The sequence below is a fragment of the Flavobacterium sp. genome (assembly GCF_965284515.1).
Lineage (GTDB): Bacteria > Bacteroidota > Bacteroidia > Flavobacteriales > Flavobacteriaceae > Flavobacterium.
In genome coordinates this window covers 261,398-277,310 of the sequence record NZ_OZ260089.1, presented here as the reverse complement: position 1 = coordinate 277,310, position 15,913 = coordinate 261,398, and the positions used below count along the sequence as shown (strand labels likewise).

Annotated in this window: 18 protein-coding genes; 11 read left to right on the top strand and 7 right to left on the bottom strand. The window is 31.2% G+C overall.

Going from position 1 to position 15,913, the window contains the following annotated elements; all coding sequences use genetic code 11:
- Nucleotides 1-2: 2 nt before the first annotated feature.
- A complete protein-coding gene (locus ACQ65T_RS01345; RefSeq protein ID WP_430399315.1) occupies nt 3-1,163 on the bottom strand; it encodes a 5-(carboxyamino)imidazole ribonucleotide synthase in 1,161 nt (386 codons plus the stop codon).
- 122 nt (nt 1,164-1,285) lie between these two features.
- Nucleotides 1,286-1,819: a hypothetical protein gene (locus ACQ65T_RS01340; RefSeq protein WP_430399314.1), complete on the bottom strand. Its 534-nt coding sequence runs from the start codon at nt 1,817-1,819 to the stop codon at nt 1,286-1,288.
- Nucleotides 1,820-1,908: 89 nt separating this feature from the next.
- Here ACQ65T_RS01340 and ACQ65T_RS01335 point away from each other — a divergent pair, with 89 nt between their 5' ends.
- Together ACQ65T_RS01335 and obgE are read left to right on the top strand one after the other, a co-directional pair.
- Nucleotides 1,909-3,027 (top strand): adenylate kinase, encoded by a 1,119-nt coding sequence (locus ACQ65T_RS01335; RefSeq protein WP_430399313.1) that lies wholly within the window; start codon nt 1,909-1,911, stop codon nt 3,025-3,027.
- 39 nt (nt 3,028-3,066) lie between these two features.
- On the top strand, nt 3,067-4,068 hold the full coding sequence (gene obgE, locus ACQ65T_RS01330; protein ID WP_430399312.1) for a GTPase ObgE: 1,002 nt from the start codon (nt 3,067-3,069) through the stop codon (nt 4,066-4,068).
- A 75-nt stretch (nt 4,069-4,143) separates the two neighbouring features.
- Here obgE and ACQ65T_RS01325 read toward each other — a convergent pair whose 3' ends face one another.
- Entirely contained in the window at nt 4,144-4,929 is a 786-nt protein-coding gene (locus tag ACQ65T_RS01325) for a hypothetical protein (protein WP_430399311.1), read from the bottom strand.
- 114 nt (nt 4,930-5,043) lie between these two features.
- On the opposite strand from ACQ65T_RS01325, the gene ACQ65T_RS01320 reads away from it, so the two are divergent.
- Nucleotides 5,044-5,727 carry a tetratricopeptide repeat protein gene (locus ACQ65T_RS01320; RefSeq protein ID WP_430399310.1) on the top strand — a complete coding sequence of 228 codons (684 nt, stop codon included), beginning with the start codon at nt 5,044-5,046 and terminating at the stop codon, nt 5,725-5,727.
- A gap of 71 nt (nt 5,728-5,798) precedes the next feature.
- Entirely contained in the window at nt 5,799-7,154 is a 1,356-nt protein-coding gene (locus tag ACQ65T_RS01315) for a UDP-N-acetylmuramate--L-alanine ligase (protein WP_430399309.1), read from the top strand.
- An 11-nt stretch (nt 7,155-7,165) separates the two neighbouring features.
- On the opposite strand, the gene ACQ65T_RS01310 is transcribed toward ACQ65T_RS01315, so the two are convergent.
- The gene (locus ACQ65T_RS01310; RefSeq protein ID WP_430399308.1) at nt 7,166-7,834 is read right to left on the bottom strand and encodes a DUF1287 domain-containing protein; all 669 of its coding nucleotides are present in this window, start codon (nt 7,832-7,834) and stop codon (nt 7,166-7,168) included.
- A gap of 99 nt (nt 7,835-7,933) precedes the next feature.
- Here ACQ65T_RS01310 and radC point away from each other — a divergent pair, with 99 nt between their 5' ends.
- The 6 genes from radC (at nt 7,934) to ACQ65T_RS01280 (ending at nt 12,497) form a co-directional block, all read left to right on the top strand.
- Nucleotides 7,934-8,617 carry a RadC family protein gene (gene radC / locus ACQ65T_RS01305; RefSeq protein WP_430399307.1) on the top strand — a complete coding sequence of 228 codons (684 nt, stop codon included), beginning with the start codon at nt 7,934-7,936 and terminating at the stop codon, nt 8,615-8,617.
- A 66-nt stretch (nt 8,618-8,683) separates the two neighbouring features.
- The gene (locus ACQ65T_RS01300) at nt 8,684-9,316 is read left to right on the top strand and encodes an ABC transporter ATP-binding protein (protein WP_430399306.1); all 633 of its coding nucleotides are present in this window, start codon (nt 8,684-8,686) and stop codon (nt 9,314-9,316) included.
- A gap of 1 nt (nt 9,317) precedes the next feature.
- Nucleotides 9,318-10,571, top strand: a complete 1,254-nt coding sequence (locus tag ACQ65T_RS01295; protein ID WP_430399305.1) for an ABC transporter permease — start codon at nt 9,318-9,320, stop codon at nt 10,569-10,571.
- Entirely contained in the window at nt 10,564-11,049 is a 486-nt protein-coding gene (locus ACQ65T_RS01290; RefSeq protein ID WP_430399304.1) for a hypothetical protein, read from the top strand. The genes ACQ65T_RS01295 and ACQ65T_RS01290 overlap by 8 nt, the downstream gene beginning before the upstream one ends.
- Nucleotides 11,050-11,056: 7 nt before the next feature.
- Nucleotides 11,057-11,749 carry a YjjG family noncanonical pyrimidine nucleotidase gene (locus ACQ65T_RS01285; RefSeq protein WP_430399303.1) on the top strand — a complete coding sequence of 231 codons (693 nt, stop codon included), beginning with the start codon at nt 11,057-11,059 and terminating at the stop codon, nt 11,747-11,749.
- A gap of 1 nt (nt 11,750) precedes the next feature.
- Entirely contained in the window at nt 11,751-12,497 is a 747-nt protein-coding gene (locus ACQ65T_RS01280) for a hypothetical protein (RefSeq protein WP_430399302.1), read from the top strand.
- Nucleotides 12,498-12,533: 36 nt separating this feature from the next.
- Here the strand turns inward: ACQ65T_RS01280 and ACQ65T_RS01275 are convergent, their stop codons facing one another.
- The 3 genes from ACQ65T_RS01275 to ACQ65T_RS01265 form a co-directional block, all read right to left on the bottom strand.
- Nucleotides 12,534-13,811: a replication-associated recombination protein A gene (locus tag ACQ65T_RS01275; RefSeq protein WP_430399301.1), complete on the bottom strand. Its 1,278-nt coding sequence runs from the start codon at nt 13,809-13,811 to the stop codon at nt 12,534-12,536.
- An 87-nt stretch (nt 13,812-13,898) separates the two neighbouring features.
- On the bottom strand, nt 13,899-14,336 hold the full coding sequence (gene yiaA, locus ACQ65T_RS01270) for an inner membrane protein YiaA (RefSeq protein ID WP_430401292.1): 438 nt from the start codon (nt 14,334-14,336) through the stop codon (nt 13,899-13,901).
- 118 nt (nt 14,337-14,454) lie between these two features.
- Entirely contained in the window at nt 14,455-15,018 is a 564-nt protein-coding gene (locus tag ACQ65T_RS01265; protein WP_430399300.1) for a Crp/Fnr family transcriptional regulator, read from the bottom strand.
- A 136-nt stretch (nt 15,019-15,154) separates the two neighbouring features.
- Between ACQ65T_RS01265 and ACQ65T_RS01260 the strand changes: the two genes are divergently transcribed.
- Complete coding sequence (locus ACQ65T_RS01260; RefSeq protein WP_430399299.1) at nt 15,155-15,913, top strand: rhomboid family intramembrane serine protease; 759 nt, start codon at nt 15,155-15,157, stop codon at nt 15,911-15,913.

The window sequence follows — 15,913 nt, the reverse complement described above, 5'->3', positions numbered from 1 at the left end:
TTTTATGAATTAAGACTAATTACTCTAATTGTATTTTTTACTACTTCAGCAACTTTTCTTGCTTGTTCCATATTCGGATTTACGATAGTAACATGTCCCATTTTTCTAAACGGACGTGTTTCTCTTTTTCCGTATATATGTGGGGTAACACCATCAATAGCGATTATTTTTTCTATGTTCTCGTAAACTACTTGCCCTGTAAAACCTTCTTCGCCAACTAAATTTACCATAATACCCGCAACTTTACTGCTTGTGTTTCCTAATGGTAATCCTAAAATAGCACGAATATGATTTTCAAATTGAGAAGTATAACTGGCTTCTATTGAATAATGCCCAGAGTTATGTGGTCTTGGAGCCACTTCGTTTACCAAAATTTCATCATTCTCAGTTTGAAACATTTCAACTGCTAATAAACCAACATGATTAAACGCTTGAGAAACTTTTAAAGCAATTTCTTGCGCTTTCAATGCAACTGAATCTTCAATTCGTGCTGGACAAATTACGTATTCCACCTGATTGGCTTCTGGGTGAAACTCCATTTCTACAACAGGATATGTTTTTATTTCTCCATTTGAAGAGCGAGAAACAATTACTGCTAACTCATTTTTAAAAGCAATCAATTCTTCAGCAATACATTCTACATCTGGAAGCTTGACTAAATCTAAAGCAGAACGACATATTTTTACACCGTTTCCATCATATCCAAACTGTGCACTTTTCCATACAAAGGGAAAATCTAAATCATCTTTTGCTAAACCATCTCTTAGATCATCTAAACCTACAAAGCGTAAATGTTTAGAAGTTGGAATACCATTGGCTACATAATAATCTTTTTGCTTTCCTTTGTTTTGTATTAAGCGCAACGTTTTTGGCGATGGGAAAACAGGTAGTCCTTCTTCTTCAAGTTTGTCTAATGCATCTAAATTTACGTTTTCAATTTCAATTGTAAGTATGTTTACCATTTTTCCAAATTGATAAACGGTATCATAATCCATTAAACTTCCTTTGTAAAAAGCGTTACAACCAAAACGAGATGGTGCTTCTTCACTTGGGTCTAATACTAAAGTTTGAATATCAAGTTTTCTAGTTTCGGTTAAAAGCATTTTGCCTAATTGGCCTCCGCCTAAAATTCCTAATTTAAAATCAGAAGAAAAGTAATTCATTTCGTTGTAGTTGTTTTATTGTACTCATGCTTTTGTCTTGCTTGAGTAGTTGTGTTTTGTTGTTTGTGCTACAAAGATACTTAAGCAATTATGAATTAACAATTGATAATTAACAATTTGTATCATTTTATTTTTTTTAAAATTTCTTTTGTACAAGCTTTGAAACCAGCTGATTGATTTGGATAATCCGTTGTTATAATTTGTTTTAAATCAGGAATAATCCAATTGTTTCTTTGACTTAATTTATATAGCGTCTTCATTGCATAGGCTTTTACAGCAACTTTTTCATCATTAATTAACCAATCAAAACAGTTTTCAATAATAAATTGTTCTTGTTCTTTAGTCAAGTGAATTTTCTTACTATTTACTAAAAACATACAAATTCTTGAAACAGGTCTTTTGGTGTGGTCTTTAGTATAGTCTTTAATTATTTTACAAAAAGAATCTACATATGGCAAAAAGCAGCTGCAATCTTCTTCGCAAATTAATTCAAGTACCCAAAAGGCTTTGTGATGGTTCTTGTCAGGAATATTAAAAGCAATTTTTGTCAGTTCATCCATGTGCTCTGGATGGTTCATTACGAATGTTTTATTTCCATCTCTAAAGCTTTTAGCTGCTTTTCCGTTTGTAATTTTAGTGTAGAATGATGTATTCATAAATTCAAAAATACAAATAAAACTAAAAACAAATTACTACTAACTAACTACTAATTACTATCTTTGCCCCTTGTTTTAATTTTTTAATTATGATTCAGCTACACGACAAAAAATTTGAAGCTTTTATTCAAGCTAAAGAGTTAGATTTTGCTATTCAAAATATGGCAAAGCAAATAGCAGCTGATTTTAGTGAGGAGATACCTGTTTTTATTGGAGTTTTAAACGGTTCATTCATGGTAATGGCTGATTTGATGAAATATTATGAACATCCTTGTGAAGTAAATTTTGTAAAGTTGTCTTCTTATGAAGGAACTCAATCTACGAACAACGTGAAGCAACTTATCGGATTAAATCAAAGTTTAGAAGGAAGATCAGTTATAGTTGTTGAAGATATAGTAGACACCGGTAACACAATTGAAGAGTTAAAAAACATTTTTAAGGAACAAAAAGTAAAGCACTTTAAGATTGCAACTTTGTTTTTTAAACCAGAAGCTTATAAGAAGAGCATTAAATTAGATTATATAGGAATACGAATTCCTAATAAATTTATTGTTGGTTACGGATTGGATTATGATGGATTAGGCCGAAATTTAAAACACGTTTATCAATTAGCTAACACAAATACACACAACAACATGATTAATATCGTTTTATTTGGAAAGCCCGGTGCTGGAAAAGGAACACAAGCTGAATTCTTAAAACAAAAATACAATCTAACACATCTTTCAACTGGAGATATCTTTAGATTCAATATGAAAAATGATACCGATTTAGGTAAGTTGGCAAAGTCATTTATTGAAAAAGGAGATTTAGTTCCAGATGAAGTAACAATCAAAATGTTACAAGATGAGGTTGAAAAAAACTTAGACTCTAAAGGTTTTTTATTTGATGGTTTTCCAAGAACAATTGCTCAAGCAGATGCTTTAGATGCGTTTTTAAAAACAAAAGATTGGAACGTAACAGCTACTGTTGCTTTAGAGGCAGATGATGAGGTTTTAGTGCAACGTTTATTAGAAAGAGGCAAAACTTCTGGAAGAGCAGATGATCAAGATGTTGATAAGATTAGGAATAGATACCAAGAATACAATGAAAAAACAGCTCCTTTAATGAATTATTATGAAGCGCAAAATAAATTTCATGCAGTAAACGGTATTGGTTCTATTGAAGAGATTACAGAAAGATTAAGTAAAGTAATAGATAATTTATAGAAATTTTGAAAATTAATTCAAGATTTTAAACGAGAAATAATGACAGAGGGGAATTTTGTAGACTACGTAAAAATATATGTTGCTTCCGGTAAAGGAGGTAAAGGTTCTACGCATTTACATAGAGAAAAATTTATTGAAAAAGGTGGTCCAGACGGTGGTGATGGAGGTCGAGGAGGACATGTTTATGTAAAAGGAAATAAAAATCTTTGGACGTTATTTCACTTAAAATTTGTTAGACATTTAAAAGGTAGTCATGGTGGTGATGGAGGAAGTTCTAGAAGTACTGGTCATGATGGAGAAGATAAATATTTAGAAGTGCCACTAGGAACTGTAATAAAAGACAAAGAAACTGGAGAAGTTTTATTTGAAATTACAGAACATGACGAAACTAAAATTTTAGCAAGAGGAGGAAAAGGTGGTTTAGGGAACTGGCACTTTAGAAGTTCAACAAATCAAACACCTCGTTATTCTCAACCGGGAATGCCATCTGAAGAGTTAGATGTTATTTTAGAGTTGAAAGTTTTGGCTGATGTTGGTTTAGTTGGTTTTCCAAATGCGGGTAAATCAACATTACTTTCTGTATTAACTTCGGCTAAACCAAAAATTGCAGATTATCCTTTTACAACATTAAAGCCAAATTTAGGAATTGTGGCTTACAGAGATTTTCAATCGTTTGTAATTGCTGATATTCCTGGAATTATTGAGGGGGCAGCAGAAGGAAAAGGTTTAGGTCACTACTTCTTACGTCATATTGAACGTAATTCAACTTTATTGTTTTTGGTCCCTGCTGATGCAGATGATATTAAGAAAGAATATGAAATTCTATTAGATGAATTACGTAGATATAATCCAGAAATGCTTGATAAAGACAGACTTTTAGTTGTTTCTAAATCAGATGTGTTAGATGAAGAGCTTCAATCAGAAATGAAAGCTGTTTTAGATAAAGAACTAAAAGGAGTTCCTTATATGTTTATTTCTTCGGTAGCGCAACAAGGTTTAGTAGAATTAAAAGACAAACTTTGGCAAATGTTAAACGTATAGTTTTTACAATATAATTCATAAAAAAAACCGACTAAAACATTGTTAGTCGGTTTTTTTATATGATTTAGTTATGTGTTATTCCGCAGCTTCTGCTTCGACAGGAGTTTCTTCACTAGCAGGAGCTTCTAAAAGATTTTCAGCAGCTTTGTTCTTTTCTGCTTTATTTTCACAAAAATCACATAAGTCAGTAATATTTTTTAGTTCTCTTGCTTGAGCAACAGTTCCTTGGAAAATTTCTGTTGTTGCCTTTTTATTAATTGTATGACAATCTTGAAATAAATGAAAACTTTTTCCAGATTTTGTCCAAAACACATGATTTACACCATTGTTTAATCCTTCAACTTGTGCTGTTTGCTCTGTATATTGTTCTACTGTTGGTGGATTAAAATCAGTACCTGTAATTCCAGCAATAACTAAAGCAACTGCAGCAATTCCTCCAATGATACCCTTTTGTTTACCGTCAAGGTTTTTACTTGTAAGTACAAAAATTACTAACGGTAAAAAAGCAATTACGGCAACAACTAGTCCTAATTGACTTTGCATAAAAAACATAAATTTGTTTTTCTCTGAAGCAGGATCTAATCTGTTCGATTTTTTCCATAAGTACGAACCTAAGATTGCGAAAGCTAAATCTACAACGATTAATGCAATCATCCATGTCATGAAGTTTTCAGGCTGTGGTTGTTTGAATAAAAAAGTAATTGCCCAAATTTGAGCACCAATAGCACCAAGCCATGATAATGCTGCAAACATTCTTAATTGTGTAGCTTTTCCTTTGCTTTCCTCTGTAGGAACAAATCCTCTTGATTGAGTTGATTGTTCGTCAGCTCCATCAATTTTTGTAATTTTTTTATCGCTCATTGGTTGTTTTTTAAATGGGTTATTTTTTAATATAATTTCAAAACAGGTTAAAAATAAATAAAATTATGAGTTATTTTTAATTTAAGTCATTATTTTTGAATCAAATTTTACACTTTGAAATATTTCATCTCATTATTCTTTATTTCTTTTAGTCTTTTTTCTCAATCTAATTTTGAAAAGGGAGAGAAGTTATTTGATCAAAAAAAATATAAAGAAGCTAAAGCATATTTTAAAAACTACCTGAACGAATATCCTTCAGATGTAAAAACAACTGAGTATTTAGGCGATATTGCAGGTATTTATAAAGAATGGGATGAAGCTATTAAGTGTTATGAAAAAATTAAAAAATTAAACCCTCAAGATGCTAATTACCATTATAAATATGGAGGAGCTTTAGGAATGAAGGCAAAAGAAAGTAATAAATTTGCTGCTTTAGGAATGATTGGTGATGTAGAAAATGCTTTTTTAACAGCAGCAAAATTAGATAAGACACATATAGATTCTCGTTGGGCTTTAATAATGTTTTATATTGAAATTCCTGCAATTATTGGAGGAAGTGAAAAAAAAGCTCAAGTGTATGTTAATGAGTTAATGCATCTTTCAAAAGTGGATGGTTATTTATCAAGAGGATATATTGATGTCTATTTTAAACGCTATAAAAATGCCGAAAGGAATTATTTGAACGCGCATAGAATAGGTAATTCACAAACGACATTTGAAAAATTGTATGATTTGTATTTGAATAAATTAAAGGACAAATCAAAAGCGGAACAATTAAAAAAGGAATTTAACAAATAAGTTTAATTGTTGTGCTGTTTAATCGTTTAGTCGATTTAACAATTCAATAGTTTAACAATTCAACATAAATAATGAGAACACATTTCATAGCAATAGGCGGAGCAGCAATGCATAATTTAGCATTAGCTTTACATAATAAAGGATACAAAGTTACAGGAAGTGACGATGCTATTTTTGAGCCCTCAAAATCACGTTTAGAAAAAAGAGGATTGTTGCCAAATGAAATGGGTTGGTTTCCAGAGAAAATAAATGCCGATATTGATGCAATTATTCTTGGAATGCATGCGAAAGCAGACAATCCTGAATTACTAAAAGCGCAAGAATTAGGCTTGAAAATTTATTCGTATCCAGAGTTTTTATACGAACAATCTAAAGATAAAACCAGAGTGGTAATTGGTGGTTCACATGGGAAAACTACAATTACTTCAATGATTTTACATGTAATGCATTATCATAACGTTGAGGTAGATTATATGGTTGGCGCACAACTTGAAGGTTTTGATACCATGGTTCATCTTACAGAAGATAACGATTTTATTGTCTTGGAAGGCGATGAATATTTGTCTTCACCTATGGATTTACGTCCGAAATTTCACTTATATCAACCAAATATTGCCTTGCTATCAGGAATTGCTTGGGATCATATTAATGTTTTTCCAACATTTGATAATTATGTAGAACAATTTAGAATTTTCACCAACCAAATTACCAAAGGCGGAATTTTAGTTTATAATGAAGAAGATGCAACGGTAAAACAAGTTGCCGAAGAAACGGAAAACCAAATTAGAAGAATTCCTTATACAACTCCAGAATATTCGGTAGAAAACGGAGTTACATTATTAGAAACTCCTGATGGACCAATGCCTATTGAAGTTTTTGGAGCGCATAATTTGAATAATTTAGCTGGTGCCAAATGGATTTGCCAAAACATGGGAATTGACGAAGCTGATTTTTATGAAGCGATTGCAACTTTTAAAGGTGCAAGCAAGCGTTTGGAAAAAATTGCAGAAGGAAATGGAAAAGTTGCTTATAAAGATTTCGCACATTCGCCAAGTAAAGTTTCAGCCACTACTAAAGCGGTTAAAAATCAATATCCAGATAGAAAACTTATTGCTTGTTTAGAGTTGCACACCTATTCTAGTTTAAATTCTGAATTTTTAAAAGAATACGAAGGCGCTTTAGAGTCTGCAGATGTTGCGGTTGTTTTCTATTCGCCAGATGCAGTAAAAATCAAACAATTAGAAGAAGTAACCTACGACCAAATTGCACAATCTTTTAAACGTGATGATTTAATAATTTACACAAACCCAACAGAATTTAAAGATTTCTTGTTTTCTCAAAATTTTGATAATTCAGCCTTGCTTTTAATGAGCTCTGGAAATTATGGCGGGTTGAATTTTGATGAGGTGAAAGCTTTGATGGAGTAGTTATGGGAGGCTTACTTTTTGTATTTAAAATGCCCCACAATTTTCCAATTCAGTAAACAATCTTCTAAAACTTGTCCGCTACCTATATTGTGAACAATCATTGGTCTTTTGCTGTCTTTAGATTTTAAATGTGTGATAATACCAATATGTGGCAATTTACCGTTAATCATCCAACTAACTATTTCACCTGTTTTGTAATCATTTGGATTGTCTGTTATGGGCAATTTCTCTCCTTTTCTTTCAAAAAATACTTCCAAATTTGGGACTCTTCTGTGGTCAATGTTTTTATCGGTAGTTTTTAAACCCCATTTTTTTAAGTTATGATATTTTGAAAAATTTGCCTTCATATCTTCATGCACTTCTTTTTGTAAATCAATATCAAGTTTTCTATATGCACGAATAATAACATCTGTGCAAACCCCTGTTTTTGGAGGAACGTCTCCATTTGGATATTTTATGGCAACATAAGCTGGCGTGTAAACTATTTCAGGGTCAATAATAGATATTGCTGCATTAGAAAGTTTTTGATAAAAGTCAATTGGATTTTCAATTGGTTTAATTCTTTGCTCTGTTCCTGTAATATTGTTAATTGTTACCTTATTAATATCAGTAGGTAGTGATTGCTCTTTTTGGCAACAAAATAAAAACGGAATAAAAAGAAAGGCAAAATGCATTTTCATATAGTTGTTTCTTTTCTAAACGTATTTTTCAATACATTTATTTTGAACGTATTTAAAAAAGAATTTACTTTGTTCTTATAAACGCCAAAATAAATTTTTATGTACACGCCAATTAATCAGTGGGCCGAGGATGATCGACCACGTGAAAAATTCTTGCTAAAAGGAAGAGTTTCTTTGTCTGATTCAGAATTACTAGCTATTCTTATAGGCTCTGGATCTCGAAATGAAAGTGCAGTGCAACTTTGCCAACGCATTTTAGCATCTACAAATAACAATCTTAATCTTCTTGGTAAACTTTCTGTTCAACAATTAATTCAATTCAAAGGAATTGGAGAAGCAAAAGCTATTTCTATTGCTGCAGCTTTAGAGTTAGGAAGAAGGCGTAGAGTGGAAGAAACGGTTGAATTATCAAAAATTACATCGAGCAAAGCCGTTTTCGAAATTATGCAACCCATTATTGGAGAATTACCTCACGAGGAATTTTGGGTTTTATACCTTAATAATTCCAACAAAGTAATTTACAAATCGCAAATAAGTAAAGGTGGTTTGACTGGAACGCTTGTCGATAGTCGAATTGTATTCAAAATGGCTTTAGAGCATAATGCTACTTCTATTATTTTATCACATAATCATCCTTCTGGGAAATTACAAGCTAGTGATGCAGATATTCAAATTACGAAGAAATTAAAAGAAGCAGGAAGGAGTTTGGACATTCAAATTCTAGACCATGTAATAATTACCGAACACAGTTATTTTAGTTTTGCAGATGAAGGAATTTTTTAGAAAAGTTTAAGAAATAATATCTTTTCAATTCCCTATATTGCAACTTATTATAAATTAGCTTATCAAATGATAATAAGTGCCGAAAATATTACTTTTTCATACAATAAAGAGCAATCTTTTATTTTGCCTAATTTGTATTGTTCTGCAGGAAGTACAATATTAATAACGGGTGATTCTGGAAAAGGAAAAACAACCTATTTGCATATTCTTGCAGGTTTATTAAAACCCATAACAGGTAAGATTTTGATTGATGGAACTGATATTGTTGCTTTGAAGGAAAGTAAAAATGATAAATTTAGGGGGCAAAATATTGGATTGGTTTTTCAAAAATCACATTTTATTTCTTCTTTAACTGTTTTAGAGAATTTAGAAATGGCAAGTTGGTTAGCAACAGGTAAAAAAAATACAACTAGAGCAAAAAAACTTTTAGAACAATTAGACATTAAGAATCAAGAAAATAAAATTCCAACTCAATTGAGCATTGGTCAGCAACAACGTGTTTCTATTGCAAGAGCCTTAATGAATGAACCAAAAGTTCTTTTAGCAGATGAACCAACGTCTAGTTTAGATGATAAAAACGCTGAAAAAGTAATTGAGTTACTTACCGGTTTGTCTAAAGAATATAAGGCAGCTTTAATTATTGTAACTCATGATAGCCGAATTAAAGAGAAATTTATTAACCAATTAACGTTAGTGTAAAATGATTACAAAATTAGCATGGCGAAATATTTGGTTTAAACCATTGAATACTGTCTTAAGTATAATATTACTAACTTCAAGTGTTGCAATTATTACTGTTTTGGTATTATTGGAAAAACAATTTGAAGAAAAATTTACCAATAATATTAACGGAGTTGATCTGGTTCTTGGAGCACAAGGAAGTCCGTTGCAATTAATTCTTTCTTCAGTTTATCAAGTCGATGCGCCAACAGGAAATATAAGTTACGATTCGGCAAAAGTTTGGATGCAAAATCCATTTGTAAAAAAGGCAATTCCACTTGCTTTTGGAGATAATTACCGCGGTTATAAAATATTAGGTACAACTCCTGATTATTTAGAGAAATATGAAGCAAAAATTGCTCAAGGAAAAATATTCGAAAATAATTTTGATGTAGTTATTGGTTCAGAAATTGCTCAAAAACTAAATTTAAAGTTGGGAGATGAATTTTTTGGTTCGCATGGCGATGCTGCCGAAGGAGAAGTTCATGATCAATATGCATATAAAATTGTTGGAATAGCAGAGCAAACCGGTAAAGTGGTAGATAATTTAATTTTATGTACTATTCCAAGCGTTTGGCAAATGCACGGTGGACATGAAGGTATAAATCCTGCACATGGTGAAGAAGGTCACATACATGAAGAAGGAGAAGAACATCATGCTGAGGATTTTACTTTAGATAAAAAAGGAATGGATATTACGGCTGTTTTGTTGCAAATTAGAAATCCTATGGCAAAGCTTACTTGGCAACGTCTTATTCCTCAAAACACAAAAATGCAAGCAGCTTCACCTGCTTTAGAAATAAACAGATTGATTAACTTGTTTGGTGTTGGAATAAACGGACTTCGTTATTTAGCATATGGAATTATGTTAATTTCTGGAATATCAATTTTTATTGCATTGTTCAATACTTTAAAAGAACGTAAAGATGAATTTGCTCTTTTACGTGTAAATGGAGCGAAACGTTTTCAATTATTAAAATTGGTTTTAATTGAAAGTTTGTTACTTTGTGTTGTAGGATTCGTTTTTGGTACGATTTTGGGGAGAGTAACATTAGTACTTATTTCAAACTCATCTGAAGAGGATTTTAAACTTAGTTTTAATCCGTATGAATTTATTTGGGAGAAAGAAGGAATATTATTTTTATTAACCATATCAGTAGGTATAATTGCGGCGTTAATTCCTGCAATAAAAGCCTATAATTTAAACATATCAAAAACATTAGCAAATGCGTAATACATTAAAATTCACACTAGCACTATTAATTGCAGTAACATTATTTAGTTTTAATACTAAAGAGAGTAAATCATCTTTCAAAAAAGTATCAACTTCTGTTTATGCAGATACTTTAACTTGGTCTCTATTAGGAAAAATTGACTATTTGAAAAAACCAGACAAGTTATATGGTGAAGTTATGTTTCCTGTAATTAACCCAAAATTAAAGTCTATGCAAGGTAAGCCTATTGTAATTAGTGGTTTTATTATTCCTATCGACAATAAAAATTACGCTATTAGTAAAAATGTTTTTGCAGCTTGTTTTTTCTGTGGAAAATCAGGACCAGAAACGATTATGGGCATAAAGTTCAAAGGAGATTTACCAAAATTAAAAACCGACCAGTACGTTACTTTAAAAGGTACATTTCGATACAATGATAATGACGTTGAAGATTGGATTTATCATGTTGAAAATGCTGTAATTACTGTTGGTAAATAATTATTTATTGAAAACCTTTCAGCATAAAAAGCACATATTTTTTGATTTAGATCACACGCTTTGGGATTTTGATAAAAATTCTGCGTTTGCATTTGATGTTATTTTCAAGAAACATAATTTAGAGGTTTCGGTTGTAGAATTTTTAGAACATTATATTCCTCGAAATCATCATTATTGGAAATTGTATCAAGTCAATCAAATTTCTCACGAAGATTTACGCTATTTTCGTTTAAAGGATGTTTTTGATGTATTAGATTTTACAATTTCAGACAAAATGATTCATCAACTTTCCGAGGATTATATTACACATTTGCCTGACAATAACTTGTTGTTTGACGGGGCAATTGAGGTGCTTAGCTATTTAAATGAGAATTATCATCTTCATATTATTACTAATGGTTTTAGCGAAGTGCAAGGTAGAAAATTGAAAAACTCTAACATCGAGCATTTTTTTCAAACCATTACAAATTCAGAAATGGCTGGAGTAAAAAAGCCACATCCAAATATATTTGAATTTGCATTATCTTTGGCAAATGCATCAAAAGAAGAAAGCATTATGATAGGAGATAGCTTGGAAGCAGATATAGAAGGAGCCTTAAGTTATGGAATTGATGCTGTCTACTTTAACGAGCAAAACACTAACATTCAAAAACAGATACATCAAGTCAATCATTTACTTGAATTAAAAAACATATTATAGCATGAAAAAAATATTATTTATTATAACAGTTTTGTTTGCAATTAGTGTTACAGCTCAATCCAAATATGAAGTAATCATTGTTCCAAAAAAGTTTTCGTTTTTAAAAAGTGAAAATAAGTACAATTTAAATTCATTAACCAAGTCTTTTTTTGAAACTGAGGGTTTTAAAGTATTCTATGCAGAAGAAAATTTGCCTAAAGAAATTGCTAATAATAGATGTAATTCATTGTTTGCTGATGTTGTTGCAGACAACGGACTTTTTACTAGTAGATTAAGTGTTGTGTTAACTGATTGTCAGAACAATATTGTTTTAACTAGTTCTGAGGGAACAAGTAGGGAAAAAGATTATCACAAAGCATATAACGAAGCTCTAAGAATTGCATTAGTTTCTCTTAGAGGAAATTTAAAAATTGAGAATAATAATACAATAGAAGTTGCAAAGGTTGATGAAAAGAAACTTGAAGAAATTATTGAAAAAACAGAGCTTAAAGAAGTTCAGCCTATAATTGCAGCTCCTGTAAAACAAAATGAAGGTTCGCTTTATGCTCTTCCTATTCAAAACGGGTATAAAATAGTAGACAGTACACCGGCGGTTGTTTATTTGATATTCGCTACTACTAATGAGTCTGTTTATATCGCTTCAAAAGGAGAAGTGAAAGGTGTTTTTATGAAGAAAATGAATGGCTGGTTTTTCGAATACTACAAAAATGAAATTTTAGTTTCTGAAAAAGTTGAGGTTAAGTTTTAGTAAAAAGTAATTTTACTAACACTTAACACCTAACACCTAATACCCATACTTATTTTTCCAACGGTTTTTTAAGAAAGCACGTAATTCTTTTTCACGCGCGTTATCACCAGGTTCGAAAAATTTAGTTTCGGAAACTTCATCAGGCAAGAATTCTTGTTCTGCAAAGTTATTTGCATAGTCGTGCGAATATTTATATTCGTCTCCATAACCTAATTCTTTCATTAATTTGGTTGGAGCATTACGCAAATGTAATGGGACGGGTAAGTTACCAGTTTGTTTTACCAATTGTTGCGCTTTACCAATTGCCAAATAACTGGCATTACTTTTTGCTGAACTCGCTAAATATATAGCACACTGACTCAAGATAATTCTACTTTCTGGATAACCAATTGTTGTTACTGCTTGAAAAGTGTTATTTGCCATAATTAAAGCAGTTGGATTAGCATTTCCAATATCTTCACTAGCTAAAATTAATAATCTTCGAGCTATAAATTTTACATCTTCTCCGCCTTCAATCATTCTAGCTAACCAATAAACCGCACCGTTCGGGTCACTTCCTCGTATCGATTTTATAAAAGCAGAAACAATATCATAATGTTGCTCACCTGTTTTATCGTATAAGACCGTGTTTTTTTGAGCTAAATGCATTACTTTTTCATTGGTAATAACAATAGAATCTTCTTCAGTTGCATTGATTACTAATTCAAAAACATTCAATAGCTTTCTTCCGTCACCACCAGACAATCTTAAAAGAGCTTCGGTTTCTTTTAATTCAATTTGTTTGGTTTGTAAATAGTTGTCAGTAGCAATTGCTCTATGTAATAATGCTTCTAAATCATCTTTCGAAAAAGGATTTAGTACATAAACCTGACATCTTGACAATAGTGCGGGAATGACTTCAAAACTTGGATTTTCAGTCGTAGCTCCTATCAAAGTTACCCAACCTTTTTCAACTGCAGCAAGTAAAGAATCTTGTTGCGATTTACTAAAACGATGAATCTCATCGATAAATAAAATAGGATTCTTAGCCGTAAACATTCCGCCGCTTTGTTTGGCTTTATCCAGTACTTCTCTAATGTCTTTTACACCACTATTTATGGCGCTTAAAATATAAAATGGTCGCTTACTTTCTTCGGCCATTATTTGGGCTAAAGTAGTTTTTCCGGTTCCAGGTGGTCCCCATAAAATTAAACTTGGAATTATTCCTTTTGCTATTTGATGTGTTAACGAACCTTGTTCGCCTACTAAATGCAACTGACTTACGTATTCCGATAAATTTTTAGGCCTAATTCTTTCTGCTAACGGTGCTTCCATTTTGTAAAATTACATTTTTTCATTTTTAACTATATTAAAAAAGGCTTGAAATTTTATTTTCAAACCTTTTTTAGATAATTTAAAGGATTAGTCTTTATATTTTTCTGAAGTATTTGCAAGTAGTATATCACGTGTGTTTTTTTGGACTGTTATTGCAGAAAATAAACTCAGTAAAAAAGACATGCCATAAAATCCTTTTTCGCTTAATTCTAAATCGGCATTCCAAAGCCCAATAATTAATAGTGTAATTGATGTAATTGTAGTAAACCAACAAATCCCATAATAAGTATCAGTTACTGGTATTCCTTCATCTCTATCTCGAACAGATTTTTGAACTGAAATTACTGAGAAAAGTCCAAACAATAAAATTGTAAAATAATATCCTTTTTCATTTAGTTGCATTTGCGCGTTCCAAAGCCCAATACAATAGGAAACCATTCCTATTAATAATGTAAACCACGCTGCGCCAATAAAAGCACTTGTAGGTTTTTGCATTATTAAAATTTCTTTCGTTTTTGTGTTCATTACTTCTGAATTGCTTAATTGATTTGTTTCCATGATTTCTAGATTTAAATTTCTAAAGCAAAGAAAATAAGAAGTGGAAGCCGAAACAATGAACTTGGGTTAACAAATTCAATTTTAGTTAAATTTTTGCTCGAATTCTACTTAAAGCTTGTGGAGTAATACCAATATAGGAAGCAAGATATTTTTGTGGAATTTCTTGAATGAGGTTTTGTTGTTCTTTAAATAAGTTTAAATAACGTTCTGTTGGCGAGTCTTTCATGAAGCTTAATTCTCGTTTGGATTTATACCTGAAAAATTCTTCCGCAAAAATTCTTCCAATAGATTCTCCTGCTTTTGTTACTTGATAAATTTCTTGTAAGTCATCTTTTGTAATGTAAATTACTTTTGATTTAGTTAGGCTTTGAATACATGCTACGCTAGGAGTTTGTGTTAAAAAGGACGAATAGCTGCTTAAAAAACTTTCAGGAAACCCAAAGTCAATAGTTACGTCTTTTTCTGGAAGTTCAATAAATAACCGAAACACACCTTCTAAAATAAAGTAAATTTTATTTTCAATAGCGTCTGTTGTAGTAAGAAACTCTTTCTTTTTATATTCTTTCAACTGAAGTTTAGCCGATATGAATAGCCAATCAGTGTCTGAAATTTCTACTTTTTTATTTAAAATGTTTCTTAACGTTTCCATTTTTTAAATGTAAATATTTTAATTTTCTCATCAAAATATAAAGTTGATTTGAAATTGTAGTTTAAGAAGTATTTCTATGATGTATGACAAAAAAGCATAATAAATAATTTGGCTTTATCTTTGACAATTAATTCTTATGAAAAAACCAAGTTTAGAAAATCCATTTGTATTTACGCCATCAGTTGTGCTGTTGCCTTTGCTTTTTGTATTGTTGCTGTGGACAGTTTTTTGGGTGGAAAATCATTTTCATATCAGCTTGTCGCATTATGGTGTTTATCCTAGAGAATCATTTGGTGCAAAGGGAATTTTTTTCAGCGCATTTCTACATGGCGATTTAAAGCATTTAATAAATAACTCTCTTGCATTATTGGTTTTGTTAGCGGCTCTTCGTTTTTTTTATAGAGAACAATCGTACTTAGTGCTTTTTTTTGGAATTATGTTTTCAGGTTTAGGAACGTGGTTGTTAGGTAGACCAAGTTATCATATTGGTGCAAGTGGATTAATTTATGCTTTGGTAAGTTTTATGTTTTTTAAAGGAATTTTCACCAAATATTATCGTTTAGTTGCCTTGTCTTTGTTAATCGTTGTTTTTTATGGCGGAATGGTTTGGTACATGTTTCCAAAAGTAGATGATGCTGTTTCTTGGGAAGGGCATTTAAGCGGTTTTTTAACTGGAATAGCATTTGCATTGGTTTTAAGAACGCCTCAATTTGCAAAACCTATTTTATACGATTGGGAAGAACCTGATTTTAACCCAGAATTAGATCCATTTGTCAAAAATTTTGACGAAACAGGAAAATTTAACCCACCACCAAAACCAGAAGAAGTCGTAAAGGAATACTTTACAACTTCTTTAAAGGTAATTTATAATTTTATTGGAATTAAGAAAGAGTAG